Origin of the sequence: Mycobacterium kubicae, assembly GCF_015689175.1 — a bacterium.
Classification (GTDB): Bacteria; Actinomycetota; Actinomycetes; order Mycobacteriales; family Mycobacteriaceae; genus Mycobacterium; species Mycobacterium kubicae.
In genome coordinates, this window is the sequence record NZ_CP065047.1 from 17,319 (window position 1) to 42,136 (window position 24,818).

General features: G+C 65.3%; 26 protein-coding genes, 1 tRNA gene and 2 pseudogenes. 14 read left to right on the top strand and 15 right to left on the bottom strand.

Annotated elements, in window-relative coordinates:
- The first annotated feature begins 15 nt into the window (after positions 1–15).
- On the top strand, positions 16–498 hold the full coding sequence (locus I2456_RS00080; RefSeq protein ID WP_139823063.1) for a hypothetical protein: 483 nt from the start codon (positions 16–18) through the stop codon (positions 496–498).
- Between the two features lie 21 nt (positions 499–519).
- Here I2456_RS00080 and cwsA read toward each other — a convergent pair whose 3' ends face one another.
- Complete coding sequence (cwsA, locus tag I2456_RS00085; RefSeq protein WP_085073260.1) at positions 520–945, bottom strand: cell wall synthesis protein CwsA; 426 nt, start codon at positions 943–945, stop codon at positions 520–522.
- A 121-nt stretch (positions 946–1,066) separates the two neighbouring features.
- On the opposite strand from cwsA, the gene I2456_RS00090 reads away from it, so the two are divergent.
- Positions 1,067–1,615, top strand: coding sequence for a peptidylprolyl isomerase (locus I2456_RS00090; protein WP_068024294.1), 549 nt, complete (start codon positions 1,067–1,069; stop codon positions 1,613–1,615).
- Positions 1,616–1,715: 100 nt separating this feature from the next.
- Here the strand turns inward: I2456_RS00090 and I2456_RS00095 are convergent, their stop codons facing one another.
- Together I2456_RS00095 and crgA are read right to left on the bottom strand one after the other, a co-directional pair.
- A complete protein-coding gene (locus I2456_RS00095) occupies positions 1,716–2,129 on the bottom strand; it encodes a PH domain-containing protein (protein WP_068024022.1) in 414 nt (137 codons plus the stop codon).
- A 155-nt stretch (positions 2,130–2,284) separates the two neighbouring features.
- A complete protein-coding gene (gene crgA / locus I2456_RS00100) occupies positions 2,285–2,566 on the bottom strand; it encodes a cell division protein CrgA (protein WP_067414872.1) in 282 nt (93 codons plus the stop codon).
- 123 nt (positions 2,567–2,689) lie between these two features.
- On the opposite strand from crgA, the gene I2456_RS00105 reads away from it, so the two are divergent.
- Both I2456_RS00105 and I2456_RS00110 read left to right on the top strand, forming a co-directional pair.
- Positions 2,690–3,433, top strand: coding sequence for a DUF881 domain-containing protein (locus I2456_RS00105; RefSeq protein ID WP_085073259.1), 744 nt, complete (start codon positions 2,690–2,692; stop codon positions 3,431–3,433).
- 39 nt (positions 3,434–3,472) lie between these two features.
- Entirely contained in the window at positions 3,473–4,150 is a 678-nt protein-coding gene (locus tag I2456_RS00110; RefSeq protein WP_068024029.1) for an aminodeoxychorismate/anthranilate synthase component II, read from the top strand.
- On the opposite strand, the gene pknB is transcribed toward I2456_RS00110, so the two are convergent.
- The 7 genes from pknB to I2456_RS00145 form a co-directional block, all read right to left on the bottom strand.
- Positions 4,128–6,011 carry a Stk1 family PASTA domain-containing Ser/Thr kinase gene (gene pknB / locus I2456_RS00115; protein WP_068024031.1) on the bottom strand — a complete coding sequence of 628 codons (1,884 nt, stop codon included), beginning with the start codon at positions 6,009–6,011 and terminating at the stop codon, positions 4,128–4,130. The two genes, I2456_RS00110 and pknB, sit on opposite strands and share 23 nt — an antisense overlap.
- Positions 6,011–7,363 (bottom strand): serine/threonine-protein kinase, encoded by a 1,353-nt coding sequence (locus tag I2456_RS00120; RefSeq protein WP_085073258.1) that lies wholly within the window; start codon positions 7,361–7,363, stop codon positions 6,011–6,013. The genes pknB and I2456_RS00120 overlap by 1 nt, the downstream gene beginning before the upstream one ends.
- Positions 7,360–8,838 carry a D,D-transpeptidase PbpA gene (gene pbpA / locus I2456_RS00125; protein WP_068159487.1) on the bottom strand — a complete coding sequence of 493 codons (1,479 nt, stop codon included), beginning with the start codon at positions 8,836–8,838 and terminating at the stop codon, positions 7,360–7,362. Before pbpA ends, I2456_RS00120 begins: the two co-directional genes overlap by 4 nt.
- Complete coding sequence (locus I2456_RS00130) at positions 8,835–10,244, bottom strand: FtsW/RodA/SpoVE family cell cycle protein (RefSeq protein WP_068024040.1); 1,410 nt, start codon at positions 10,242–10,244, stop codon at positions 8,835–8,837. The genes pbpA and I2456_RS00130 overlap by 4 nt, the downstream gene beginning before the upstream one ends.
- Positions 10,241–11,770 (bottom strand): PP2C family protein-serine/threonine phosphatase, encoded by a 1,530-nt coding sequence (locus tag I2456_RS00135; protein WP_085073257.1) that lies wholly within the window; start codon positions 11,768–11,770, stop codon positions 10,241–10,243. The genes I2456_RS00130 and I2456_RS00135 overlap by 4 nt, the downstream gene beginning before the upstream one ends.
- 76 nt (positions 11,771–11,846) lie before the next feature.
- On the bottom strand, positions 11,847–12,314 hold the full coding sequence (locus I2456_RS00140) for an FHA domain-containing protein FhaB/FipA (RefSeq protein WP_068024047.1): 468 nt from the start codon (positions 12,312–12,314) through the stop codon (positions 11,847–11,849).
- 125 nt (positions 12,315–12,439) lie between these two features.
- Positions 12,440–14,107 carry a DUF3662 and FHA domain-containing protein gene (locus tag I2456_RS00145; RefSeq protein WP_085073256.1) on the bottom strand — a complete coding sequence of 556 codons (1,668 nt, stop codon included), beginning with the start codon at positions 14,105–14,107 and terminating at the stop codon, positions 12,440–12,442.
- A gap of 225 nt (positions 14,108–14,332) precedes the next feature.
- Between I2456_RS00145 and I2456_RS00150 the strand changes: the two genes are divergently transcribed.
- Positions 14,333–14,415: transfer RNA gene (locus I2456_RS00150), tRNA-Leu, on the top strand.
- Between the two features lie 200 nt (positions 14,416–14,615).
- A pseudogene (locus I2456_RS28255) lies at positions 14,616–14,885 on the top strand (pyridoxamine 5'-phosphate oxidase); the annotation flags it as partial.
- 321 nt (positions 14,886–15,206) lie between these two features.
- Here I2456_RS28255 and I2456_RS00155 read toward each other — a convergent pair.
- Positions 15,207–16,577 (bottom strand): ABC1 kinase family protein, encoded by a 1,371-nt coding sequence (locus I2456_RS00155; protein WP_085073255.1) that lies wholly within the window; start codon positions 16,575–16,577, stop codon positions 15,207–15,209.
- A 126-nt stretch (positions 16,578–16,703) separates the two neighbouring features.
- Here I2456_RS00155 and I2456_RS00160 point away from each other — a divergent pair, with 126 nt between their 5' ends.
- The 5 genes from I2456_RS00160 (at position 16,704) to I2456_RS00175 (ending at position 20,479) form a co-directional block, all read left to right on the top strand.
- Entirely contained in the window at positions 16,704–17,300 is a 597-nt protein-coding gene (locus I2456_RS00160) for a TetR/AcrR family transcriptional regulator (protein ID WP_085073254.1), read from the top strand.
- A 16-nt stretch (positions 17,301–17,316) separates the two neighbouring features.
- Complete coding sequence (locus tag I2456_RS00165; RefSeq protein ID WP_085073253.1) at positions 17,317–18,111, top strand: MlaE family ABC transporter permease; 795 nt, start codon at positions 17,317–17,319, stop codon at positions 18,109–18,111.
- 167 nt (positions 18,112–18,278) lie between these two features.
- A complete protein-coding gene (locus tag I2456_RS29275; RefSeq protein ID WP_139823061.1) occupies positions 18,279–18,650 on the top strand; it encodes an amidohydrolase family protein in 372 nt (123 codons plus the stop codon).
- A gap of 675 nt (positions 18,651–19,325) precedes the next feature.
- The gene (locus tag I2456_RS29065; protein WP_163703934.1) at positions 19,326–19,613 is read left to right on the top strand and encodes a transposase; all 288 of its coding nucleotides are present in this window, start codon (positions 19,326–19,328) and stop codon (positions 19,611–19,613) included.
- 20 nt (positions 19,614–19,633) lie between these two features.
- A complete protein-coding gene (locus tag I2456_RS00175) occupies positions 19,634–20,479 on the top strand; it encodes an IS3 family transposase (protein WP_420873173.1) in 846 nt (281 codons plus the stop codon).
- Here I2456_RS00175 and I2456_RS00180 read toward each other — a convergent pair.
- The 3 genes from I2456_RS00180 to I2456_RS00190 form a co-directional block, all read right to left on the bottom strand.
- Complete coding sequence (locus I2456_RS00180) at positions 20,440–20,934, bottom strand: hypothetical protein (RefSeq protein ID WP_085074429.1); 495 nt, start codon at positions 20,932–20,934, stop codon at positions 20,440–20,442. The genes I2456_RS00175 and I2456_RS00180 overlap by 40 nt on opposite strands.
- A gap of 38 nt (positions 20,935–20,972) precedes the next feature.
- Positions 20,973–21,257, bottom strand: a complete 285-nt coding sequence (locus tag I2456_RS29070) for an alpha/beta fold hydrolase (RefSeq protein ID WP_139823181.1) — start codon at positions 21,255–21,257, stop codon at positions 20,973–20,975.
- A gap of 135 nt (positions 21,258–21,392) precedes the next feature.
- Positions 21,393–21,947, bottom strand: a complete 555-nt coding sequence (locus I2456_RS00190; protein ID WP_163703882.1) for a hypothetical protein — start codon at positions 21,945–21,947, stop codon at positions 21,393–21,395.
- Positions 21,948–22,275: 328 nt separating this feature from the next.
- On the opposite strand from I2456_RS00190, the pseudogene I2456_RS00195 reads away from it, so the two are divergent.
- Both I2456_RS00195 and I2456_RS00200 read left to right on the top strand, forming a co-directional pair.
- Positions 22,276–23,290: pseudogene (locus tag I2456_RS00195) on the top strand (transposase).
- Positions 23,291–23,432: 142 nt separating this feature from the next.
- The gene (locus I2456_RS00200) at positions 23,433–23,630 is read left to right on the top strand and encodes a hypothetical protein (RefSeq protein ID WP_085074427.1); all 198 of its coding nucleotides are present in this window, start codon (positions 23,433–23,435) and stop codon (positions 23,628–23,630) included.
- A gap of 178 nt (positions 23,631–23,808) precedes the next feature.
- On the opposite strand, the gene I2456_RS28260 is transcribed toward I2456_RS00200, so the two are convergent.
- Positions 23,809–24,486: a hypothetical protein gene (locus I2456_RS28260; RefSeq protein ID WP_241007820.1), complete on the bottom strand. Its 678-nt coding sequence runs from the start codon at positions 24,484–24,486 to the stop codon at positions 23,809–23,811.
- A gap of 107 nt (positions 24,487–24,593) precedes the next feature.
- Here I2456_RS28260 and I2456_RS00210 point away from each other — a divergent pair, with 107 nt between their 5' ends.
- The gene (locus I2456_RS00210) at positions 24,594–24,809 is read left to right on the top strand and encodes a hypothetical protein (RefSeq protein ID WP_085074426.1); all 216 of its coding nucleotides are present in this window, start codon (positions 24,594–24,596) and stop codon (positions 24,807–24,809) included.
- Positions 24,810–24,818: the final 9 nt, after the last annotated feature.

The following is a 24,818-nucleotide window of genomic DNA, read 5'->3' on the forward strand; positions in this document are numbered from 1 at the left end:
AGGAATGGAATGCGCATGCCCTCAACGAACGGTACGAAACTCGCTCTGATCGCAACTGCGACGGCCGTGTCAGCACTGCTGCTGCCGGCAACCTCGCACGCCGAGCCCAGCAAGAGGTATCAGTTCCTGACCCCGTCGGGAAACATCGCCTGTGAGATGGACGAGCACCATGACGGCACGGCAGAGGCGTGGTGCAAGATCCAGGACCACACCTGGGCGGCGCCGGCTGGCCGGAACTGCCCGGCCGGAAACGTGATAGGAGCCATCGGCGAACCGGCCGACGACTTGCAGCTCCGGGAGGGCAAAGCGGCCTGTTCGGGCTTCGTCATGAATCAGATCTTTTTCTCGGGGCCGTACATGCCACAGCCGCTCGCTTACGGCCAGACCCATGCGGTCGTTCCGATCACGTGCGCCAGCGAGCCCTCGGGAGTGAGTTGCACCGACTCCAGCACCGGTCACTCCTTTCAGGTGTCGCGCGACTCCTACCAGCTCACCTGATCCGGGCCGGTGGCACGACCCTCAGGGCCGCGGTTGCGGGTCGACGCTGGGTGGGCGAGGTGACGGCTCGGGTTGCATCGACCGTCGCACGATGCTGAATGTGACGGCACCGCCGGCCAGCACCACGACGGCGGCGCCCGCGATCAGATAGGGACGCTTGCTGCGGCGCTGCTTGCGGCGGGCGTCCTGGAGTGCTTGGGGCAGGTTGGCGACGACCTCTTGGGCAGCGGCCAACTCCTGGGCCAGCGTTTCCTGGGCGGCCGCGAGTTCCCGAGCCAGCCGCCCTTCCTGGTAGCGGCGGCGCAACTCGGAGGCGGTCGACTGCGCGGAGTGCACTCCCAACCCGACGACACCACGTGTGACGTCCACAGGTCCCACCGCCGAATAGGTCAGACCGCGGGTCAGTCGCTCCCTAGGGGTCAATCGCGTCGCCGCCTTTGCGCTCATCTGCCACCTTTCTGCTGTGCTAACCCGAGCCGTACGAGGTATCCCCACAGATTGCCACCATTGCGCGTACGCAGCACCGATCGGGGTCGGGTGACACCGGTGCGGGCCGGTGCGGCCGATGATGGCAGACTGTGATCCCGTGACTAACAGCGCCATTCAGACCGCCACCGCCACGCTGCACACCAACCGTGGAGACATCAAGGTCGCCCTGTTCGGAAACCACGCGCCCAAGACCGTCGCCAACTTCGTCGGCCTGGCGCAGGGCACCAAGGAGTACTCGACGCAGAACGCATCGGGCGGCCCATCGGGTCCGTTCTACGACGGCGCGGTTTTTCACCGGGTGATCCGAGGCTTCATGATCCAGGGCGGTGACCCGACCGGCACCGGTCGCGGCGGCCCCGGCTACAAGTTCGCCGACGAGTTTCACCCCGAGCTGCAATTCGACCGGCCCTATCTGTTGGCGATGGCCAACGCCGGCCCGGGCACCAACGGGTCGCAGTTCTTCATCACCGTCGGCCCCACCCCGCACTTGAACCGGCGCCACACCATCTTCGGTGAGGTCATCGACCCGGACTCACAGCGCGTCGTCGAGGCGATTTCGTCGACTGCCACCGACGGCAACGACCGGCCCACCGAGCCCGTCGTCATCGAATCGATCACCATCTCCTGACGCTGGCCGGCCGACGCCCGGCCCGCGAGGGTGCACAGAATGCCGGCGCACGCGGCGTGTCGCTGTGCAGACACGCACGCTCGCGGGGGACAGAGGGAAGTTAGCCGGCGTAGCCGGCGGCGGTAAGGGCGTCCAGCACGTCCAACGGGTCGGTGCCGAGGTCCCATCGCGACAGGATCAGCAGCCCGCCGCCCACGGTCTCGATCTCCAGCAGCCGGACCCGGCGCCCATGGCGCCGGAACTCGGTGATCCGGATGATCTTGATGTCTCGCCGGCGCAATAACTGCGTTCGAAACCAGCCGCGCACCGCCAGACCATCATCGGCAATTGCCAGCTTCGGTCGCGCGCGCCACGAAGCGCCGGCAAACAAGACCAGACCCGCCGCGGCAATCCCCACCATGACGCGCCCCGGAGTGTCTGTGACCAGAGTCACAGCGGCGATAGCCATAACGAGACCCGCAACGGCGCAGCCTGCGATTCCGCCTGCCGGCGGCGCCCATTGAGTTTGCTGCACGGGTTCTCTAGACCTTCCCACCACTGCGGATACAGTTATCCACAGACGCTATCAACAGTGGGGATGAATCACACGCGTGTGATTGGGTCACCGGGAGGTTGCTAGCGGATGAACAAATAACCTACAAAATGAATTCATTACGGCTGCGTCAACGCTCAGTGCCACCGCATCGTGAGCAACAATCCGGTGATCATGAAAGCGAACGCGATCGCGTAGTTCCACGGGCCCAGCTGAGCCATCCAGTTGAGCGCCGCGGGCGCCTGGCTGCCGACGGCCGCCAGCTGGAACACCATCAGCCAGACCAGCCCGATCAACATCAGGCCGATGAACAAACAGACGAACCACACACTCGACGGCCCGACCTTCACCTTCACCGGCGTGCGGCTGACCGCGCTGACGGTGAAGTCGTTCTTCTTGCGGACCTTGGACTTCGGCATTTGCTACCTCGAGATACCTCAACAAAGAGCGGGACGGGTGCAACGATTACGGTTGCAGCTGCACAGCAGAGCTTGGCTATGAGACTAGCCCACCTGCGACCGTGACCAGGAAACGGAGACGCGATGGCCGCAGCGCGCCGTTCGCCGTGGCGCTTCGGGGTGCCGTTGGTGTGCCTACTGGCCGGAGTCCTGCTCGGCGCGACGCACGGGGTGTCCGGCGGCGCGGAGATCAGACGCAGCGATGCCCCGCGCCTGGTGGATCTGGTCCGGGAGGCGCAGTCGTCGGTGAGCCGCCTGGACACGCGCCGAGAAGCGCTGACCACTCGGCTCGACGCCGTCCATGGCCGGTCCACCGACGCCGCACTGGCGGCGATGCTGCGGCGAACGGCCGAGCTGGCCGCCGATGGGGGTATGAACCCGGTGCATGGGCCCGGGCTGGCGGTGACGCTCAACGACGCCCAACGCGACGCCAACGGCCGATTCCCGCGCGACGCCTCCCCCGATGACCTGGTGGTGCACCAGCAGGACATCGACGCCGTGCTCAACGCGATGTGGAGTGCCGGGGCCGAGGCGATCCAGATGCAGGACCAGCGCATTATCGCCAGCTCGGTAGTCCGCTGTGTCGGTAACACGTTGCTGCTCAACGGCCGCACGTACAGCCCGCCCTACACCATCACCGCGATCGGCAACGCCGCGGCCATGCAGGCGGCGCTGGGCGCTGCTCCCCTGGTCACCTTGTACAAGCAGTACGTGGTCCGGTTCGGCCTGGGCTACCACGAAGAGGTCAAGGCCGACGTGCAGATCGCCGGGCATTCCGAGCCGGTCCGCATGCACTTCGCCCAACCGCTGGGTCCGATCGGATACTGAGTTCGGCACGGCGGCGCGCTCGGACGGTACCCTGTCACGGTGCGGATCCTGGTCGTCGACAACTACGACAGCTTCGTGTTCAACCTGGTGCAGTACCTGGGCCAGCTGGGCGTCGAGGCCGAAGTGTGGCGCAACGACGACCCCCGGCTCTCCGATGAGCCTGCCATCGCCGACCAGTTCGACGGTGTGCTGCTCAGCCCCGGCCCGGGAACACCCGAACGTGCCGGCGCCTCGATCCCCCTGGTGCGGGCCTGCGCCGCGGCGCACACCCCGCTACTCGGCGTGTGCTTGGGACACCAGGCGATCGGCGTCGCGTTCGGTGCGACCGTGGATCGCGCTCCGGAATTGCTGCACGGCAAGACCAGCAGCGTGCTGCACGGCAATGTCGGTGTGCTGCAAGGACTTCCGGATCCCTTCACGGCGACCCGCTACCACTCGCTGACCATCCTGCCGGACTCGCTACCGGCCGAACTGGAGGTCACCGCCCAAACCCGCAGCGGCGTCATCATGGGCGTGCAGCACACCCAGCTTCCGATCCACGGCGTGCAATTCCACCCCGAGTCGATCCTCACCGAGGGCGGGCATCGGATGTTGGCCAACTGGCTGGACTACTGCGGCTGGGTCCGCGACGACACGCTGGTGCGCCGGCTGGAGAACGAGGTACAGACCGCGATCCGGCCGCACTTCCCGCCGGCTACTGACCGAACTTCAGCGTGATCAGGCCTTCTCGATTGACACCGGTTCCAGCGGGCGGGTTCTGATAGACGATCCGGTTGTGCTGGTTGCCGCCGGCGTCGACGTCGGCTCCCTTGTCCAGCACGCCGGTCCAGCCCAGCGCTCGTAGCCGCGGCTCGGCGTCGGTCCAGTACATGCCGGTCAGATCGGGCATTACGAACTGGTTGCCCCGCGACACTTGCAGGTCGATCACCGAGTCCAGCGGAACGGTCTGGCCCTTGGGCGGATTGGTGCCGATCACCTCGCCCGCCGGCAGGGTGCTGTCCACCTGGGACTGACTGAACTTGCTGAACCCGTACACGGTCAGGTTTTTCTGCGCCAGGTCGACCATCTGACCGGTGACGTCGGGAACCTGCTTGGTCTCCGGTCCCGAGCCCACGACAATCGTGATCACGTTGGTGATCGCCGAGGTCTGGTTGGCCGGCGGGTTGGTGCCCACGACCTTGCCGGCCAGTTCCGGCGTTGACGGCGAGGTGGTCTGCTTGAACTTGCTGAAGCCCGCCGCCTTGAGCTTGGTTACCGCGTCGGCGTAGCTCAGCGACGACACGTCGGGCACTTCGCGCTGCTCGGGTCCGGTGGAGACGTTGATGGTGATCTCGTCACCGGCGGCCACCGACGAGTTGGCGGTGGGGTCGGTGCTGATCACGTGGTCCGGCGGGATCGTCGAGTCCGGTTTCTGCTGCGTTCTGGTCTTGAAGCCCTTGTTCTGCAGCGCGGCGATGGCGTCGGCGGATGCTTGACCGCGCACCTCGGGGACCTGGACGCTGCGGGTGTCGCCGCCGAAGGTGTTGATCGCGATGGTGACCACGATGGTCAGCACCGCCAACACCGCGACGACGGCGACCCACCGGCCCACCGAACCGCCATTGCTGCGGTCGCGGTCGGCGACGTCGTAGGGCTGGCGCGGTAGCGGATCGGTGCGCGGTCCTCCCCCGCCGGCCCCGGACGACGTCAGCAGCGACCGACGCTCGGCGCCGGTAAGCACCTTGGGCGCCTCGGGCGCCTCGCCGTTGTGCACGCGGACCAGGTCGGCGCGCATCTCGGCGGCGGTCTGGTAGCGGTTCTCCGGGTTCTTGGCCAGCGCCTTGAGCACGACGGCGTCGAGTTCGGCAGAAATGCCCTCATGCCGCTCCGAGGGCGGGATCGGGTCTTCCCGGACATGCTGGTAGGCCACCGACACCGGGGAGTCGCCGGTGAACGGCGGCTCGCCGGTCAACATCTCGTACAACACGCAGCCCAGCGAGTACACGTCGGAGCGGGCGTCGACAGAGTCGCCGCGGGCCTGCTCGGGCGACAGGTACTGCGCCGTGCCGATCACGGCTGCGGTCTGGGTCACGCTGTTGCCGCCGTCGGCGATCGCGCGGGCGATGCCGAAGTCCATCACCTTGACCGCGTTGGTGTTGCTGATCATGATGTTGGCCGGCTTGACGTCGCGGTGGATGATGCCGTTTTGGTGGCTGAAGTTCAGGGCCTGGCACGCGTCGGCGATGACCTCGATGGCGCGCTTGGGCGTCATCGGCCCCTCGGTGTGCACGATGTCGCGCAGGGTGACGCCGTCGACGTACTCCATGACGATGTAGGGCAGCGGGCCCGCCGGCGTCTCGGCTTCGCCGGTGTCGTAAACCGCGACGATCGCCGGATGATTCAGCGCAGCAGCGTTTTGCGCCTCGCGGCGGAAGCGGAGGTAGAAGCTGGGGTCGCGGGCCAAGTCGGCGCGCAGCACCTTGACCGCGACGTCACGATGCAGCCGGAGGTCGCGGGCCAGATGAACCTCGGACATCCCGCCGAAACCGAGGATGTCGCCAAGTTCATATCGATCGGACAGATGCCGAGGGGTGGTCATTACCGTTTCTCGTATCGGGCCGAGGACGCGCGGTGAGGCGGCGTCGTCGGGACGGCCCAGCTTGTCTCGATTGCCCGGCTCCTGCTCGAGCCGACGAAGCCCACGTCGTCGACTCGAAGGGATCCGGGCAAGTTGCTCTGCGCCCCAGAATCCCCTATGTGTGGGCTTCCAGTCCAATTCGGGCTCAGCCCCTGACCGGCCGGGGTCTGGCCAGCCGGCGGGGTTTGGGTCACCGTCGGCGTTCCGTCCTGCTGGCCCCGGGAATTGATGACGATCAGCACCGCGATGATGATGGCCAGCGCGCCGAGCACCCCGGCTGCCCACAGCAGCGCACGCTGTCCCGACGAGAAGGTCCGGCGCGCCGGCGGCGGACGATGCCCGCCACTGGCCGGGCGCGATCGGCGGGGCGCAGCGGTGCGGGCCGACGTGGCCGGCGCGATCCGGGCCGGTGTGGCCGAGGGAATCGCGGCCGGCGCGGCCCGGCCCGCCGGGGGTGTTGCGCTGGGCCGGGGCGGCCGTCGGCCCGCCCGGACCGCGGCAACCGCGTCGGCGAACGGTCCGCCGCTGCGGTAGCGCTGACTGGGGTTCTTGACCAGCGTGATCTCGATGAGCTCCCGGACGTTGGGCGGCAACTCGGGCGGCAGCGGCGGGGGCGGCTCCTTGATGTGCTTCATCGCCACCGTCAGCGCGCCGTCACCGGTGAACGGGCGCTTGCCCGAAACCACTTCGTAGCCAACGACACCCAGGGCGTACACGTCGCTGGCGGGCGTCGCCTCATGACCGAGCGCCTGCTCGGGCGCGATGTATTGGGCGGTGCCCATCACCATGCCGGTCTGGGTCACCGGCGCCGCGTCGACGGCCTTGGCGATACCGAAGTCGGTGATCTTCACCTGGCCGGTGGGGGTGATCATGATGTTGCCCGGCTTGACATCGCGGTGCACCAAGCCGGCGGCGTGGGCGACCTGCAGCGCGCGGCCGGTCTGCTCGAGCATGTCCAGTGCGTGGCGTAACGACAGCCGGCCGGTGCGTTTGAGTACCGAGTTCAGCGGCTCGCCGTTGACCAGCTCCATCACCAGGTAGGCGGTCCGGCCTTCGCCGTCGAGCTGGCTCTCGCCGTAGTCGTGCACCTGGGCGATGCCGGGATGGTTGAGCATCGCGGTGGTGCGCGCCTCGGCGCGGAACCGCTCGATGAACTCCGGGTCCTGGGAGAACTCCTGCTTGAGCACCTTGACCGCGACCCGCCGGCCCAACCGGCTATCCACCGCCTCCCACACCTGGCCCATGCCGCCGGTGGCGATGAGGCGCTGCAGGCGATACCGGCCAGACAGCGTCACACCAACTCTCGGGCTCATGGTCCTCCCTGTAGTGCGGCTTCGATTACGGCACGCCCAATCGGCGCGGCGAGCGCACCCCCGGTCGCCGACAGGCGATCGCCACCGTTTTCCACCAGCACGGCGATGGCAACCTTCGGGGCCTGAGCAGGCGCAAAGGCGATGTACCACGCGTGCGGTGGGGTGTGGCGAGGGTCGGTGCCGTGCTCTGCGGTACCAGTCTTGGACGCGATCTGCACGCCGGGGATGGCCCCTTTCTGCTGTGCGACTTTCTCGGCGCCGATCATCAGCTCTGTTAGCTTAGCGGCGACCTGCGGCGACACCGCGCGGCGTTGCTGATACGGGGTTGTGGTGTTGATATTGGCCAGGTCCGGCCCTTTCAGGCTGTCGATCAGGTACGGCCGCATGGTGATGCCGCCGTTGGCGATGGTCGCCGCGACTTCGGCGTTCTGCAGCGGCGTAAGCGCCACGTCCTTCTGACCGATGCTCGTCATGCCCAACGCGGCACTGTCCGGGATGGGCCCGACGGTCGATTCGGCGACTTGCAGCGGGATCGCGTTCGGCGTGCTGTCCAGCCCGAAGGCCTGCGCCATGCTGCGCAGCGCGTCGGCGCCGGTGAGGATGCCGAGCTGGACGAACGCGGTGTTGCAGGACTTGGCGAACGCTTCGGTCAGCGGCACGGTCTGGTTGGGTCCGCACGGGGTGCCGCCGTAGTTTTCCAACGTCGCGGTGCTGTTGGGCAGCGGGATGCTGGCCGCCGCGGTCAGCTGCTCGTTCTCGTTGGCACCGGCGGCCAGCGCGGCCGCGGTGGTGATGACCTTGAAGGTGGACCCGGGCGGGTACGTCTCGGAGATGGCGCGGTTGGTCAGCGGCGTTTCCGGATCGTCGCGCAGCTGCTGCCACTCTTGGGCCTGCACGTCGGAGTTATGGGACGCCAGCAGGTTTGGGTCGAACGACGGCGACGACACCAGCGCCAGGATCTTCCCGGTGGACGGCTCGATCGCGACGACCGCACCTTTGCAGGGCGACCCGCCGCAACCCTGCTGCATCGCGTCCCACCCGGCCTGCTGCACGCGCGGGTTGATGGTGGTGTCCACGTTGCCGCCGCGCGGGTCGCGGCCGGTGAAGAAGTCCGCCAGCCGGCGGCCGAACAGGCGCTCGTCGGACCCGTTCAACAGCGGGTCCTCGGCCCGCTCCAGGCCGCTGCTGGAGTAGCGCAGAGAGTAGAAGCCGGTGATGGGCGCGTACACCGCCGGATTGGGGTAGACGCGCAGGAACCGGAAGCGGCCGTCGGTGGCCACCGAATAGGCCAGCAACTGCCCGCGCGCGGTGATCTGTCCCCGCTGCCGGGAGTACTCGTCGAGCAGGACCCGTTGGTTGCGGGGATCGGCACGCAATCCGTCGGCGGTGAAGACCTGGGTGTAGGTGGCGTTGAGCAGCAGCAGCACGATCAACGCCATCACGGTCATCGAGATCCGGCGCAGCGAGGCGTTCATACCTTCTGAATCACCTCAGTGCCGGCCGCCGCGATCGGCGACGTATTACGTGCTTTGGTGTGCAACGGGCGCCGGGCACTGTGCGAGATGCGGGCCAGGACGGCCAGCAGCACGTAGTTGGCCAGCAGCGACGAACCGCCGTAGGAAATCCACGGGGTGGTCAACCCGGTCAACGGGATGAGCCGGGTGACCCCGCCCACCACGATGAACAGCTGGATGGCCAGGGTCGAGGCCAGACCGGCGGCCAGCAGCTTGCCGAAGCTGTCCCGGGTGGCGATCGCCGTGCGCATACCCCGCACGATGACAATCGTGTACAGCATCAGAATGCTGGCCAGCCCGACCAACCCCAGCTCTTCGCCGAACGCGGCGATGATGAAGTCGGTCGACGCGGCCGGCACGGTGTCGGGCTGACCATTACCGAGCCCGGTTCCGAAGATGCCGCCGGTAGCAAAGCTGAACAGCGACTGCACCATCTGGTATCCGGTGCCCTCGGGATCGGCGAACGGATCCAGCCAGGTCTGCACACGGACCCGGACGTGGCTGAAAAGGAAATACGCCACAACGCTTCCCGCTGCGAACAGCAGCAGGCCAAGGACCACCCAGCTGAACCGCTGCGTGGCCAGGTACACCACCACCAGAAACGACGCGTACAACAGCAGCGAAGTGCCCAGGTCCTTTTCGAACACCATGACGCCGATCGAGATCACCCATGCCGCCAACACCGGCGCCAGGTCGCGCGGCCGCGGCAGCGTCATGCCCATCAGGTGCTTGCCGACGCTGGTGAACAGGCCGCGCTTGGCGACCAGAACGGCTGAGAAGAAGATCAGCAGCAGAATCTTCGAGAACTCCGCGGGCTGAATTGAGAAGCCGGGCAAGCGAATCCAGATCTTGGCGCCGTTCTGTTCGGACATCGACCGCGGCAGCAGCGCGGGAATCGCCAAGAAGATCAAACCGGTCAGGCCGCAGATGTAGCCGTAGCGGGCCAGCTGCCGGTGGTCCCGCAAAAAGGTCACCACCAAGGCGAAGGCGATGACCCCCACCATCGTCCACAGCATCTGCTGGTTGGCGCTGGGGTGCCCGTGTCGCCCGACTTGCCGGTCTACCAAGTCCAGGCGGTGAATCATCACCAGACCAAGACCGTTGAGCAGCGCCACCACCGGCAGCAGCAGCGGGTCGGTGTAGGGGGCAAAGCGCCGGATCGCCAAGTGCGCGAACACGAACAGCGTCAGGAACGCCAGCCCGTAGCTGGTCAGGTCCCAGTGCAGACCCCGCTCTTGGTTGGCCTCCACGATCAGCAGCGCGGCGACCGTGATCGCCGTAGCGAAGATCAGCAGCAGCAACTCGGCGTTACGGCGGGTCGGTAAAGGCGGTGTCACCGCCACGGGCGGTTGGAGCTGTGTGGTCATGCCACCGCCCGGCAATCAATGCCCGGCTGCGGTGGAGGTGACGGGAGCGCGGTCACCGTTGGAGAACTGCTCGGTGACGTCGTCGACGGCGTCGCTGGGGCCGCCGGAGAAGCGCTGGTTGGGCTCGGCGTCGCGCTGGACGCGGTGGTGGAAGGGGGCGTGACGGGGACGGGCGGCTGCGGAGTGGATGGCTCGGGCGTGCCGCTGCTGTTGGTCGACGGCGCCGACGGCTCCGGCGGCGAGGTGGCGCGGGGGGCCGGGCAGGGCGGCAGCAGGGAATTCGCCGCCAAATCCCGAAGCTGTCGCTGGGCGTCCTCGAAGGTGCCGGAGGGGAGCCCGGCCTGCACCTGTGCGCGCTCTGGTGCCCGCAAGTCCTGCAGCTTCATCTGGCGGCAGTCGCTGTGCCCGCCGGTCTGCCCGTAGTCGGCCACGATGAGCTGGTTGCGGTTATCCAGGCAGCCGACGCGATAGGGCTCGTGCAGCGACATCCCCAACAGCGAGCCCTGGATTCCCCGCATGATGGAGACGACGCCGTGCTCTTCGGCGACGTAGTAGTTGTTGCGGATCACCGCGCGTCCGATGGCCAATCCGGCCAACACCAGCAGCACCAGCAGCGTGACGATCAACGCCAGCCGCCGCCGCGACCACTTCGGTCGGGTAGCGGCCACCTCTTGTTGCGGCGCAACGCGTTTGGCGGCTTCCTTGCGGGGGGTGATCGCGGAGGCGCGGCCCGCGGCGGTGTTGGGCAGGGTCATCTGGTCTTCGTCGCCGGACACCGCTCCGGCCAGAATCGGCTGGGTTTGGCCGTACTCGTAGTCCACCACGTCGGCGACGACGACGGTCACGTTGTCCGGTCCCCCACCGCGCAGCGCCAATTCGATGAGCCGGTAGGCACTTTCGGCGACGTCGGGTATCTGCAGGGCCTCGTGGATGGTCTCGTCGCTGACCGGATCGGACAATCCATCCGAGCACAGCAGGTAGCGGTCCCCGGCCCGCACTTCCCGCATTGTCAGTGTCGGCTCGACCTCATGACCGGTCAGCGCCCGCATGATCAGCGACCGCTGCGGGTGGCTGTGCGCCTCCTCCGCCGTGATCCGGCCCTCGTCGACCAGCGTCTGGACGAACGTGTCGTCTTTGGTGATCTGCGTCAGCTCACCGTCGCGCAGCAGGTAGCCGCGCGAGTCTCCGATGTGGACCAAGCCCAGCCGGTTGCCGGCGAACAGGATCGCGGTGAGCGTGGTGCCCATGCCCTCCAGATCGGGCTCGGCCTCGACCTGCGCGGCGATCGCCGAGTTCCCGGCCCGCACCGCGGCGTCGAGCTTGGCCAGCAGGTCACCACCGGGCTCGTCGTCGTCCAGGTGGGCCAGCGCAGCGATGACCAACTGCGAGGCCACCTCGCCGGCGGCGTGCCCGCCCATGCCGTCGGCCAGCGCCAGCAATCGGGCACCGGCGTAGACCGAGTCTTCGTTGTTGGCGCGTACCAGGCCGCGATCACTCCGGGCGGCATACCGCAGGACCAAAGTCACGGGCGCGACTCTCCCCCACGAACGGGAGATGCCCCCGCGACGCCGGGTACACCGGCATCATCGACGTAAGCGCGGGTCACGGGCGCAACTCGATCGCCGTCTTGCCGATCCGAACCGGCGTTCCGATTGGAACTCGTACCGCAGTGGTCACCTTCGCCCTGTCAAGGTAAGTGCCGTTGGTCGATCCTAGGTCTTCGACATACCATTCCGAGCCGCGCTTGGACAGCCGGGCATGTCGCGTCGAGGCGTAGTCGTCAGTCAACACCAGCGTCGAGTCGTCAGCACGTCCGATCAGCACCGGCTGCCCACTCAGCGTGATGCGGGCGCCGGTCAGCGCCCCTTCGGTCACCACCAGGTAGCGCGCGGTGTCCCTGCGTTGCCGCGACGGCAGCAGGGTGCCGCGCAGCGCCAACCCGCGGCGCACCATGACGGCGCCGGTCGGCGCGTAGATGTCGGTGCGCAGGATGCGTAGGACGGACCAGATGAATAGCCATAACAGCATTAAAAAGCCGGCACGCGTCAGTTGCAGTACCAACCCCTGCATCTGGCGTCCTTTCCGTCCTTGGCGTTGCCCCACCCAGCGCCCGTGATGCCGAGCACATCAGCAAGGTCACGATACTCAGACGGTGGTCGAGGCGGTGCGATGCTCGCAGCTTCGAGTGCGGCGCGTCAGTGGATGCGGACGATGATCTCCGAGTGGCCCAGACGGATCACGTCGCCGTCGGCCAACTGCCACTCCTGAACGGGCGCGTTGTTGACGGTGGTGCCGTTGGTGGAGTTGAGATCGGTCAGCAGCGCGACCTGGCCATCCCAGCGGATCTCCAAGTGGCGGCGAGACACTCCGGTGTCCGGCAGGCGGAACTGAGCGTCCTGCCCGCGCCCGATGATGTTGGAGCCGTCGCGCAACTGATAGGTGCGGCCGCTGCCGTCGTCGAGCTGGAGGGTGACGGTCGTCCCGACCGACCCGTAGCCGCCTTGCGCATAGGCGCCGTAGCCGCCCTGGCCGTAGTCCGGCTGACCATAGTCAGGCTGCTGGCCGTAGTCGGGCTGACCGTAGTCGGGCTGCTGGCCGTAGTCGTAGTCGCTGCGGGCCGGCTCGCCGTAGCCGCCCTGAGGCGCGTAGCCGCCGGCCGCCGGAGCCTCGGCGTACTGGGTGTAGTCGCCGGCGCCTGCGCCGTACTCCTGGCGACCGTATCCGCCACCTTGCTGGTAGCCCTGGTCGTAACCGCCACCCTGGGCGGGGTAGGAGGGCCGCTGCGGTTCGGCCGGCGCCGGTGGGGCGCCCGCGGAGGCGTAGCCGCCTTCATCGTGGCGGGCGGGCTCGCGCCCGTAGTCGCCGTATCCGCCGTAACCGGGCTGGCCGCCGGCCGGCGGTGCACCGTACCCGCCGCCCTGGCCGTAGCCCTGGTCGTATCCGCCGCCCTGGGCGCCGTAGCCCCCGGGCGGACCGGCCGGGGCCGTCGGCGGACGCTGCTCATAGGACTGCGGGTAGCCGCCCTGCGACTGGCCGCCGTAGCCGCCCTGCTCGCCGTAACCGCCCTGTCCTTGGCTGCCGTAGCCACCTTGCTCCGGGTAGCCGCTGTGGTCTTGGCTGCCGTAGCCGCCTTGCTCGGGGTAGCCGCCCTGTGCCGGGTAACCGCCCTGCGATTGACCGCCGTAGCCGCCCTGGTCGCCGTATCCGCCCTGGTCATAGCGGGGCGGCGGATATCCCTGCTGAGGCGGGTAGCCGCCACCTTCCGGGGGGTAACCACCCGGACCGCCCTGCGGCCCCGGGCCACCGCGCGGGTCGTCTTGGGGACGCGCGTAGCGGTCGTCGTAGTACTCGTCGGGCCGACCCTGCCCCTGACCGCGGTAGCTCGGATTGTCAGTCATCGGTGGTACTCCTGGTTCTGCGCCAAACGGTTGATTTGATTGTGATCGGGCTGGATCGGTGCTTGTCGCGCGGGTCTCGACGTCGGGGTTGACAGCCCCGCGGGCGCGGAACTGGCCGGTGTGCAGGTTCGAGGACTGCTCGAACCGGACGACAACCTCACCATACGTTTGCCACCCCTGTTCTTGGATATAGCCCGCCAAGTACCGAGCAAAAGCGCTTGACGTCAGATCCGGGTCCGCGCCCAGCTCCTCGAAGTCGTGCACACTGAGGGTAATGATGTATTCGTTGGGGGCCAAAAGGCGATTTCCCTGAAGGGACCGGACACCATCGGCGGCTTCGCGGCGCAACGCGGTCTCGACCTCTTGCGGGACGATCGATCCGCCGAATATCCGGGCAAACGCATCTCCCACGGTCGCTTCGAGTTTGCGCTCGATGCGCTGAACTAGCCCCCGTTGGCTACCCATCTATCAGCGCTCGCCTCACTATGTCTGTCGGCGCAAGGCAAACGACTCGCCCGCGTGTCGTGTCAACCAATCATCGTATCGGGACACCACGATGCAGCGGCACCTTGAGAATCCTGAGAATCACATCCGATGCGGTTCGGAGATCTTCGCGTGGCCGGGCGGGTGACCTGGCCGCAGCGGTTGGGGTCGGCGGCTACTACAGTGATATGGTCCTCCGGTTGTTTCGGGCGAGTGGCGGAATGGCAGACGCGCTGGCTTCAGGTGCCAGTGTCCTTCGGGACGTGGGGGTTCAAGTCCCCCTTCGCCCACCGACGAGCGGTTCTCGGTAATCGCTGCACAAAGGTCACGAACTAGGAATCGTTCGTGACCTTTGTGTTTGTGCGGGATTAGCGGTATCGAAGGGCCGCACGGCCGCGACCCCCTGCAACCCGCTATGCGCGAATCTCCTAGCGCCGCGTCAGACAGACGGTGGGTTAGTTCCATATGCACGTCGGGCTACGGTCGAACGGTGAATGACACGGTCGCGTCCGCGGGTCAATGGTCGGATAGCGACGGCGGCCGTTCGTATCTGCGAGCACTACCAGTCTTGTCGGGGACCGCTGCTGGTTTCGAAATCGATGCGGCTCCTTCCGACCCGATTGCGCTCTTCGTGGCGTGGCTGCGACAAGCGGTCGACGCTGGCGTCCCAGAGCCGCACGCGATGACAATCTCGACGGTCGACGCACAGGGAATGCCGCGGGCGCGCGTGCTTATCTTGAAGGCGGTCGACGAAGCCGGCGAATCTCCGCCAAGTCCTCTACCTTAAACAGCTCATGATCGTTCATGTCGACAGAGACCCCCGGTTAGTGAAAGCGTTCCTTGACAGCTGCACTTCACTCGGAGGTCTTCGCCATGTCACCACGCCACGCCGTCACCAACGTCCATGGTCAGAACATCTAGCCAGCGTCCGCGGGTACAACGCATCGCCGCGATGTCGTCAAGTTCGGGCGTTGACCAGTGCGGTCGAGTCGAATTGCATGCGCCGACATACCGCTCAGCCGAGGAATCGGCGCGAAAGGCGGGTTCACGGGCACTCCACGGCAGCCGCGGTGTTGCGGAGCTAAGGGTGTTCGTGGAGTTGCAGCCCGTAGGGCAAGCCCCGCTGGCGTACCCAGGCGTCGTGCTGCTTGCCCAGCGGAGTGGTTGGCCCGGCGGCGCCGTCCATGTCGTCCAAGATTGATCGAGCAGAGATGGTGGCCTCAAGTGTGGCGAGTATGGCATTGGCCATTAGGTTGATTCGCGAAAAGAAGGCAAAGTTGTGGGGGATGGATATGCGTCGAACGGGGTGCTCGGCGGAGCGGACGTCAATGAGGCCCTGAATTGCGCGCTTAGTGGTGTCGTGCGTAAACGTGACGGGCTGGGGTGCGAGGTACTCATAGGCGAGCCCGACGTACCACTGATATGCGTCGTCCGCGGAAAGAGCGGTGTCCTTGGATAGGAGACCAACTTCGACCATCCGGTCGCGCACGTCTTGCTTGCGTCCGTCGATTGCCGCTCGCACCATCCCAAGGAAGTGTTGGCGCTGGCTTTCGGGTACAACCGTGGCGCAACCGAAGTCGACGAATCCGACGCGCCCGTCCACTCCGAAGCGACAGTTGGCTGGGTGTGGGTCGGCGTGAAACAGATTGGCGTGCCGGAAGGAACCCGCATTAAACCGTAGGACCACCTCTGCCCAGCTGTTCTTGAGGTCTTGGTCGGCTTGTTGCGCCGCGACCCAATCAAGTCCGTCGAGGTAGGTCATGGTCAGTACCCGGTCTCCGGATGCCTCGTAAATTACCTCGGGTATCCGGATGAAGGGATGGTCGCGGTAGAGCTCGCTGAAGGTGGTGACGTTAGCTGCTTCATGGCGGTAGTCGAGCTCTTCGGCGATTTGGGTGGCGATTTCTCGTGTTGCACTTCGGATATCAGGAATCGCGGTACGCGACACCGAGGTGGCGATCCGGAAAAACGTGACCAACAATTCGGTGTTGACCAGATCAGCGCTAATCGCCTCTGCTGCACCGGGATACTGAATCTTGACTGCTACCTGGCGGCCGTCGTGGAGCACCGCGCGGTGGACCTGTCCGATGGACGCGGCCGCCATCGGTTCCTCGGCGAACTCGACGAACAATTCTTCAGCGGGACGGCCAAGGTCGGCGTAGAGCACTGCTTTCGCCAAGGTGGTATCCATCGGCGGCACATCAGCCTGCAGTCGGCCCAGCGCCTTCTGATACGGCGAAAAGCCCCCGCTCCCGACCGCACTCGCATCCACCATCGATAACAACTGGCCGGCTTTCATGAGCACGCCCTTGGAGTGCCCGAGCAGCTCTGCGTAGCGCTCAGCGGTGCGCTCATGAAAGCGCGCAACAGCGCTGGTGTCCCCCGCCTTCTCCCTCAGTGACGCCACCATCCGTCCACCTGCCGCGCGCGCAGTGAACCCCGCCAACGGCATGGTCCGCCGAACCCTCCCCTGAGGTACCCAGCTTTCCTCTCCGGCCACGAGACCTCCTAGCGGCGCGCCACCATAGCGGTTAAAGTAGTCACTTGGCTATACTAAGTGAGCACTTGGGAGCGGTCAATGCGGGAGACGCCGACACGAGAACGGCTGGTCACCGAGGCCATGCGTCTGTTTGGTGAGCAGGGATACACCGCAACCAGCGTCGCGCAAATCGAGGCCGCCGCCGGTTTGGCGCCGGGCTCAGGAGCGCTTTACCACCACTTCAAATCCAAGGAAGCGCTGCTGGATGCCGGGATCGACCGGCAACTAGACCGCCGCCACGCCATGCGCGACATCCGCGCGATTTTCTCCGGGCTCGGTGACCTGCGAAGTGAACTCACCATGCTAGGCCGGTACGTGCTGGCCGTGCTCGACGAGGAATCACAGCTACTCCAAATCGCCTCCCGCCTCCCCTTGGATCAGTCGACCCGACTCACCGGTGCCTACGCCGCGTTGTTCGAGGGGCTGTATGCCGAACTGGCCGGGTGGGTGACGGGCTGGATTCCAACAATCAACCCCGAGGGCGCCGCGGCCATCGGCGCCATTGCGGTCAACGCACTGCACGGCAAGCGGACGACAAGCGCCGTGTTTCATGCGCCAGCAGCCGATATGGCCGACGAGCAATACATCGCCGAGTGGACAGCCATGCTCGCCAGCCGAATTGAATCGCTGCGCTGAAGGATCCGTGATAACGATGTCATCGACAGACATGGCCGGTTATGTTCGGGACCGACTGCGGACGCCGGTGACAATGGTTGGCGGATTCTTTCGGATGTGCGTACTGACCGGAAAGGTGCTGTTCCGGTGGCCGTTCCAGTGGCGCGAGTTCATCTTCCAGTGCTGGTTTCTCATGCGCGTTTCGTTCTTGCCGGCCATGGCAGTATCGATCCCGCTCACGGTGCTGCTGATCTTCACGCTCAACGTTCTATTGGCCCAATTCGGCGCTGCCGACCTGTCCGGAGCCGGGGCAGCAATTGGCGCGGTCACCCAACTTGGCCCACAGGTCACTGTGCTGGTGCTAGCCGGTGCCGGGTCAACGGCGATCTGTGCCGACCTAGGGGCGCGCACTATCCGTGAAGAGATCGACGCCATGGAGGTGCTCGGCATCGACCCCATCCACCGGCTCGTCCTGCCTCGCGTGATCGCCGCGACCATCGTCGCCACACTGCTCAACGGCTTGGTCGTCACCGTCGGACTAGTAGGCGGCTACCTCTTCGGTGTCTACTTGCAGAACGTGTCGGGCGGCGCCTATCTCGCCACGCTAACCACTATCACCGGCCTGCCCGAGGTGGTCATCGCGACAGTCAAAGCCGCGATGTTCGGACTGATCGCCGGCCTCGTCGGCTGCTACCGCGGGCTCACTGTCCGCGGCGGCTCCAAGGGGCTGGGCACCGCCGTCAACGAGACCGTAGTGCTGTGCGTGGTTGCGCTGTTTACAGTCAACGTCGTACTCACCGCCATCGGCGTGCGATTCGGCACAGGACGTTAGGCGTCAACTGGACAACATGAGACAAGTGACCCATCCGTTGTTGTTGTGTGGGTGGAGAAAAGCGATGCCGGCCAATTATCGGCGATAGAACAACTGGTTACATACGTTGGCAGGCAACACAATCACTAGTGCGGCGAGGGTTTTTGCAGGATGCCTCGAACGTCTCGATGACGAATTGGCTGGTGCTCACACCCGTAACCCGGCTAGCCCCACCGGCATTCGAGCTTCTAGCTCAAACAACCCGCACAGTCATCGATCTAATCCACGCCCGCGTCCTCGCCGACTTCCCCAACCTACGAATCATAGTGTCCCACGCCGCAGCCACACTGCCGGTAATCGCCACCCGCGTCGATCTCTTTGGCGCTGTTGCCAACCCAGGCGCACCCAATCGCCCCAGCATCCGCTCAAGCCTCTCCCAAATGCACTACGACCTGGCCGGCGCACCCGTGGACGAACAACTCGGCGCCCTGCTGTCCGTCGCCGACCAAACCCACCAGCACTACGGCAGCGACTACCCTTGCATACCCGAATCGGGATGACGTTGCCTAGCAGCACAACTCGAACACTCCCAACACCTCAACCGAACAGCACGAGGGGCACCGGCCGACAACTCGCGACTCGAAGACTCCCAACACCTCAACCGAACAGCACGAGGGGCACCGGCCGACAACTCGCGACTCGAAGACTCCCAACACCTCAACCGAACAGCACGAGGGGCACCGGCCGACAACTCGCGCGCGCTGTTCCCCCGGCTAGCCGGCACATGAAGCCCTCTAACAGGTACTACCCAAACCCGCCAACAATTCTGCGTCCCAGGCTTGGTCGCGTACCGCTCACAGGTCGCACTTCAGGCAGGCGCCGATCGTGCCGTCGCGGAGTTCGCCGTGCTCGGTCATTCGACAGTCACAGTGCGTCGGGGATAGCACTTTGCTCACTGTCTGACGCCACGCCGTGCTGCTGGCGTTAAGCGGTGGCGGTGGCCCAATGTTGGCGGAGCAGAGGGATGAACTGGTGTGCGTATTCATCGGGAAAGTGCATGCGGGCGCCGTCGATCATCTGGATGCCAACCGTTGACGGGATGAGGCGGGCCAACCGGTGTGCCCATCTGGTAATGAAGAGGGGGTCTGCGGTGCCCCACACGATGACCTGTTCCCGATTTCCCGGACACCGAGGTTGAGGCGATGATCGTCTCAAGGGAAGGAGTCCGAGAGAAGATGCCTGCTGCTCATCCGGAGGAGTTTCGCCGTCGTGCGGTGGAGTTGGCCCGTCTGCGGGAGAAGCCGATCGCCAAGGTTGCCAAAGATCTGGGGATCAGCGAGTCCTGTTTGCGTCGATGGATGGATCTGGCCGACGTTGAGGAGGGCCACAAAGAGGGCCTGACCCGCGATGAGCGCGCTGAACTGGTGCGGCTGCGCCGAGAAAAGCGGGTTCTGGAGATGGAAGTGGAGATCCTCAAACGGGCCAGCGCCTACTTCGCCCGGGACAACATCCTCCCAAAATAGGGTTCCGGCTGGTCCAAGAGCTGGCTGCGCAGGGCTTCCCTGTCGCGCTGACCTGCCGGATCCTGCAGGTGTCGACGTCCGGCTATTACGAATGGCGCACTCGGCCGGCCTGCGATCGCGACCGCCACGACGCCGAGCTGGCCAACACCATCACCGCAATTCACACCGCGTCGCGTCAAACCTACGGGGTGCGCCGTATCCAGGCTGAGCTGCGTCACGGCCATGGGATTGAGGTCAGCCATAAGCGGGTGTGGCGGTGCATGAAACTGGTTGGCGTGCAGGGCGTTCATCGCCGCCGCTGGAGGCGGGAACCGCCGGCGGCCGCATCGTGGCCGGATCTGGTTCAGCGGCAGTTCCGCGCCGAAGGTCCCGACCGGTTGTGGGTCACCGACATCACCCAGCACCGCACCTGCGAAGGCTGGATATACGCCGCGGTCGTGCTCGACGTGTACTCCCGCCGGGTAGTGGGCTGGTCGATCGCAGATCACCTCCGCACCGAACTGGTCGCCGACGCCCTGGACATGGCCCGCCTACGCCGCAAACCCGTTGGCACAGTGGTCCATTCGGACCGTGGGACTCAATACACCTCGTGGCTTTTCGGCCACCGGCTACGCGAGGCCGGCCTGCTGGGCTCCATGGGGCGAGTCGCTTCTGCGTTCGATAACGCGATGATCGAATCGTTCTTCGGCTCTATGCAGATCGAGCTCCTCGACCGCCGCACCTGGAACACCCGCGCCGAGCTCGCCACAGCAATCTTTGAATACATCGAAGCCTTCTACAACCCGGTGCGCCGCCACAGTGCCCTGGACTACCGCAGCCCCATCGACTACGAAAGACACCACACGACCACGAACACGGCCGCGTGAACACCCAACACCAACCGTCCGGGGAACCGGGAACAGGTCACGATGAGAGTGGGTGCTGTGAGTTGACTCAGGTGAGGTCGAACCGCCGCGAGGTCGGTTGAGGACAGTGCGGTAATTATGCGGCTGAGCGCGCGTGCGGCCACCGCCGTGCCTAAAACTGGTTCGATGTAGGCGTCGACGATCTCTCTGGGGAGGCGGCGCGGATGTTGATAGCCGATGCCGAGAACTCGCTGCATAAGGGGACGTCGCGTGGCGACATGTGGCCCAATCTTGATAATCAGTCCCAAGCGCGCGGCCACGGTCACTGGTTTGAAAATCAGTGGTGGGGTGTTGCCCTCGGTGTCGCAGTTGGTGAGGGTTAACGTGAGCAGTCGGTCACCCAGGTGCGCTGCGACGATCTGAGCCATCGCGCCGCCGGTGTCGTTGGCGACCAGGTCTATCCGGTTCAGGTTCAAGTGGTCGCAAAGTTCGATGACTCGTCGGGCCAGCCCGGTCAGTGAGACATCGGCGTGCTTGTCTGCAGGGGGGTGCGTCCGTGTCCGGGCAGGTCGGCCGCGACGCATCGGCGCTGATCGTGGGCGACATCGGAGATTACGTGCCGCCACAAGAGACTGTTGGTGATAAGGCCGTGAACAAAGACCGCGGTCCGGCCGTGGCCCACGTCGACATAGTTGATCCGTCCAGATGCTGTTGCGGCACTTTTGAAGTTAGCTTGCAACGCTGCAATCTCGATAAGTACCCACCCCCTTGCGCCGGAAATACCTGCGATATATCTCATACCCAAGGTATGTGAAGTGGTTGATGGCGACTATTCGCTATGCCACGGATGGTGTCGAGACCCGCTGGGCGGAGTACGCCGAGAAGCCTGCGGCAATGCTGCAGGCCGCCGCCGCCGCTTAAGTATGCGACGAAGTCAGCCGGAATAAGTCGGAGAACCCCAGTCGACTATTCGGATAGCGCGATCTGGGTGTTCCCAGCCAAACGCGAGGGTTCGCGCCCGCAGGCCGGACTCGACTGCTTTGAGTTCGTCGACGCCTCCCTGGTCGGGCGCGCCAGTTCGGCCGCCGCGTATCACGGCCGCGAGTTGTGTCCCTGAGTCAAGCGGAATTACATCCACAAGCGCACCTGGCTGCTCCGGCGGTCGCAAACCTGTCTCGCCCAGGAGTATCTGCACTTCAATGCTGCTCGCTCGAGGAGCGACCGATTCCCAGTGGTAGATCCGTGGGTTGGTGAACCGCCGTTGATCTACGGTGGGCGGCGCCAGCGCGTCACGGTGGAACACGATGGTAGCGGCGGTGCACCAGCCGCCACTGGTGTACACCGCACGCATCCAATAATCGGTAATGGACACCTCCGGCTCAGTGGCTAGTCGCGGCCGAGAGAAATCGCCTGCTAGGTGAGCAAACCAGCTGCCTTGCAACAGCTTCAGTTTGATCCGGCCGCGGAGCTGGTCGTTGCCGATGATCACCTCGTTTTTAGTGGTCACACGAACACACCAGGTCAGCGACCGATAGCCGGCAGCGCTCGCAATTCTCCAGCAGAGGCGATCACGGCATGTGTCGGTAGTGGGTTGCCGTGCAGCCCCCATGCGCGCCATCGCATCACAGCAGCATAAGCCTGTAGAACACAGCATCGGAAGAGCCGCAACATCCGGTTTCGGCCGGGTTGCGTCCACCAAGGTGTGTACGAGTCGGGCCGTGAGTTGAGGACCGGCGTGTCGCAGCCGGGTAGATGAGGGTCATCGCGTGATTCTTCGAGAGACCGACCAAAGTCACTCGAGCAAAGGAATCTACGCGATGACCGCTGCCCACGATATCGACTGGCCACAGCTACTGGCGGAACGACTCATCACCACCCACCCCGACGTACTGCGCGAGCTGCTGGCCACGTTCATCCACACCCTGATGGGAGCAGAAGCCGACGCGGTGTGCGGCGCGGGCTACGGCCAACGCAGCGCCGAACGCACCAATCAACGCAACGGCTACCGACACCGTCAATTCGACACCCGCGCGGGCAGTTTGGATCTGGCGATCCCCAAGCTGCGGCAGGGTCTTACTTCCCGGACTGGTTGCTGGAACGGCGCAAACGCGCTGAACGGGCCCTGACGACGGTGGTGACGACGTGTTATCTGCTCGGGGTGTCCACTCGGCGGATGGACAAACTCGTCGAGACCCTCGGGATCACCAGCTTGTCAAAGTCGCAGGTGTCGGTGATGGCCAAAGAACTCGACACCGCCGTCGAGGCGTTTCGCACCCGCCCGCTCGACGCCGGCCCGTACACGTTCATGGCCGCCGATGCTTTGGTCCTGAAGGTCCGGGACGCCGGCCGGGTGGTCAATGTCGCGGGGTGCTGACGTTCTGCGCTCCCTGACCGCCCGCGGCCTGTCCGGGGTGCGACGATCACCAGCGATGCTCACGCCGGACTCTTATCGGCGATCGGCGCGACCCTGCCCGGTGCGTCCTGGCAGCGGTGTCGCACCCACTACGCCACCAACCTCATGGCCATCACGCCGAAATCCTCGTGGCCGTGTCAAAACGCTGCTGCACTCAGTGTTCGACCAACCCGACGCGCAATCCGTTGCAGCACAATTCGATCGGACTCAACAAAGAAATCCGACGCCGCACCGACGTCATCGGAATCTTCCCCGACCGCGATGCACTGATCCGCCTCGTCGGCGCCGTCCTGGTAGAACTACACGACGAATGGGCCGAATCACGCCGCTATCTAGGCCTATACGTCCTCAGCAAATCCCGCCTTACCACCGACACCACCACAGAACAGGAGGCCACCCCAGCGGCACTGACCGCGTAATCACCAAGTCGAAGAATCACACGACGACGTCATACACCACGTCCATGGACTTGACCCAGATAACCCCTGCCATTGGCGCGTCACCGAACACTCCTTACTACGAAGTGTTGCAATTACCCCCTGAACCCACGACGGCATCGGCATGCATTGGAAGGGCCCACAGGTCACCGTCATCGAGACCACGCCAGACCGCGTCGTAGTCCTCGACCGCACTACCGGAGCCGTGCTGCGAGAACTGATCCGCGGGCCGGTCGCCTACCACAGCAATGGCAGAAAGCGCGGCCGGCCCCGCAAGGACGCCCAACCGCCGACAGCACCGCTACTGTCAGCGATGTCCTGACAACAACGTGTCAGGGATGTTCGCCCGGCGCGAGAACGAGCCGGGCGAATCGCCAACATGGTAAGTGGACGCTCTGCCATCCGTGGGACCCTGTACCTGCATGGTCATAGCGGGAGAACCTTTGCGAAGCGGCGGGTACCCACGTAGCAAGCGCCGCAACTCCATAACTTGGTGTCCCTCAATGAGAGACTTCGTCGAGGCCATTGGTGGTAAGGGTTGCAGTCATTGCCGCGACAACGCGATCGGCGGGCCAATCATCGGGGGCCGAGATCAGTCTCCCCTCGGCCAGCTCTCTGGATGCCAATCCTTTCGCCAGCTTTTTGATGGGTCCGACGCGTCCGCTAATCCATGTTCGGTACCCGACGGGGATCTTCCAACCGCCGCGACGAGCAGTTCGGTTCACCGCCGAGTCGGCCAGACTCAAGGCCAGCGGCTTCCAAGCCTCAACCACAGCCACGCAGAGGGTGTCACCAATATGCCCGGTAACACCGCCCGACACCAGCTCACGCAGGTCTATCGAAACGGTATGCAGCGGAACACGCCTGCCGATCGAGCGCGAACCTGCCGAGACCTGCGCATGAAGCACCATGCGCGGGCTGGCACCTGACAGCGTGAAGACATAACCGCTCTCCGGTTCTGGATCGCCGAAAGTCCCGACTGATACGTGACCTCTGACAATATCTGCGAGTGCATCTGGTGACCCATCCCACCGTTCATGCTGCGGAGTTTCCCACGCCGAGATGCCCAGCGCTGCCCCCAACGTAACAAGCAGTGTGCCGGTACGCTCAGCGATCCACTCTGCTGACTCGCCAGTAGCAGCCCATATCGCATTGAGCGACACATCGGCAGCCCACACGGGCCGCACCCGCGAGGCAGGGGCCACAGCTGCGGAGTGTAGATGACACCTAAGTTGGACAACCGACGCCGCCGGCGTGCGCCGGGCAAGGGTGGTGCCATTTCGCCATGCTTGGCGCGGCGTTCAAGCTCTTGTCCGACGACGACTTACGCGACTTGCCCGCGCTCAACATCGCGGGCGAGCTTCAGGAGCAAGGAGAACACGTGCGACCGTCGCAGCGAGCGGTCCTACGTCAGGTAGGCCGCAGAGGCCACAAGATCGATGAGGCCATGAGCCGCGGGTTTCATGGCGAGATGGCCCGCCGCTTCGGTGATTACCGGTGAAGCTCGCTA

Excerpts from the sequence above, each read along its gene's own strand:
- I2456_RS00145 (WP_085073256.1), bottom strand. The coding sequence starts at position 14,107 with ATGGGTAGCCAACGGGGGCTAGTTCAGCGCATCGAGCGCAAACTCGAA.
- cwsA (WP_085073260.1), bottom strand. The coding sequence starts at position 945 with ATGAGCGCAAAGGCGGCGACGCGATTGACCCCTAGGGAGCGACTGACC.
- I2456_RS00080 (WP_139823063.1), top strand. The coding sequence starts at position 16 with ATGCCCTCAACGAACGGTACGAAACTCGCTCTGATCGCAACTGCGACG.
- I2456_RS00155 (WP_085073255.1), bottom strand. The coding sequence starts at position 16,577 with ATGCCGTTGGCGGGGTTCACTGCGCGCGCGGCAGGTGGACGGATGGTG.
- I2456_RS00210 (WP_085074426.1), top strand. The coding sequence starts at position 24,594 with ATGCTTGGCGCGGCGTTCAAGCTCTTGTCCGACGACGACTTACGCGAC.
- I2456_RS00105 (WP_085073259.1), top strand. The coding sequence starts at position 2,690 with ATGGCCGCAGCGCGCCGTTCGCCGTGGCGCTTCGGGGTGCCGTTGGTG.
- I2456_RS00120 (WP_085073258.1), bottom strand. The coding sequence starts at position 7,363 with ATGAGCCCGAGAGTTGGTGTGACGCTGTCTGGCCGGTATCGCCTGCAG.
- pbpA (WP_068159487.1), bottom strand. The coding sequence starts at position 8,838 with ATGAACGCCTCGCTGCGCCGGATCTCGATGACCGTGATGGCGTTGATC.
- I2456_RS00165 (WP_085073253.1), top strand. The coding sequence starts at position 17,317 with ATGTCATCGACAGACATGGCCGGTTATGTTCGGGACCGACTGCGGACG.
- I2456_RS00090 (WP_068024294.1), top strand. The coding sequence starts at position 1,067 with ATGGCAGACTGTGATCCCGTGACTAACAGCGCCATTCAGACCGCCACC.
- crgA (WP_067414872.1), bottom strand. The coding sequence starts at position 2,566 with ATGCCGAAGTCCAAGGTCCGCAAGAAGAACGACTTCACCGTCAGCGCG.
- I2456_RS29275 (WP_139823061.1), top strand. The coding sequence starts at position 18,279 with ATGACGAATTGGCTGGTGCTCACACCCGTAACCCGGCTAGCCCCACCG.
- I2456_RS29065 (WP_163703934.1), top strand. The coding sequence starts at position 19,326 with ATGCCTGCTGCTCATCCGGAGGAGTTTCGCCGTCGTGCGGTGGAGTTG.
- I2456_RS00160 (WP_085073254.1), top strand. The coding sequence starts at position 16,704 with ATGCGGGAGACGCCGACACGAGAACGGCTGGTCACCGAGGCCATGCGT.
- I2456_RS00140 (WP_068024047.1), bottom strand. The coding sequence starts at position 12,314 with ATGCAGGGGTTGGTACTGCAACTGACGCGTGCCGGCTTTTTAATGCTG.
- I2456_RS00200 (WP_085074427.1), top strand. The coding sequence starts at position 23,433 with ATGCATTGGAAGGGCCCACAGGTCACCGTCATCGAGACCACGCCAGAC.
- I2456_RS29070 (WP_139823181.1), bottom strand. The coding sequence starts at position 21,257 with ATGAGATATATCGCAGGTATTTCCGGCGCAAGGGGGTGGGTACTTATC.
- pknB (WP_068024031.1), bottom strand. The coding sequence starts at position 6,011 with ATGACCACCCCTCGGCATCTGTCCGATCGATATGAACTTGGCGACATC.
- I2456_RS00130 (WP_068024040.1), bottom strand. The coding sequence starts at position 10,244 with ATGACCACACAGCTCCAACCGCCCGTGGCGGTGACACCGCCTTTACCG.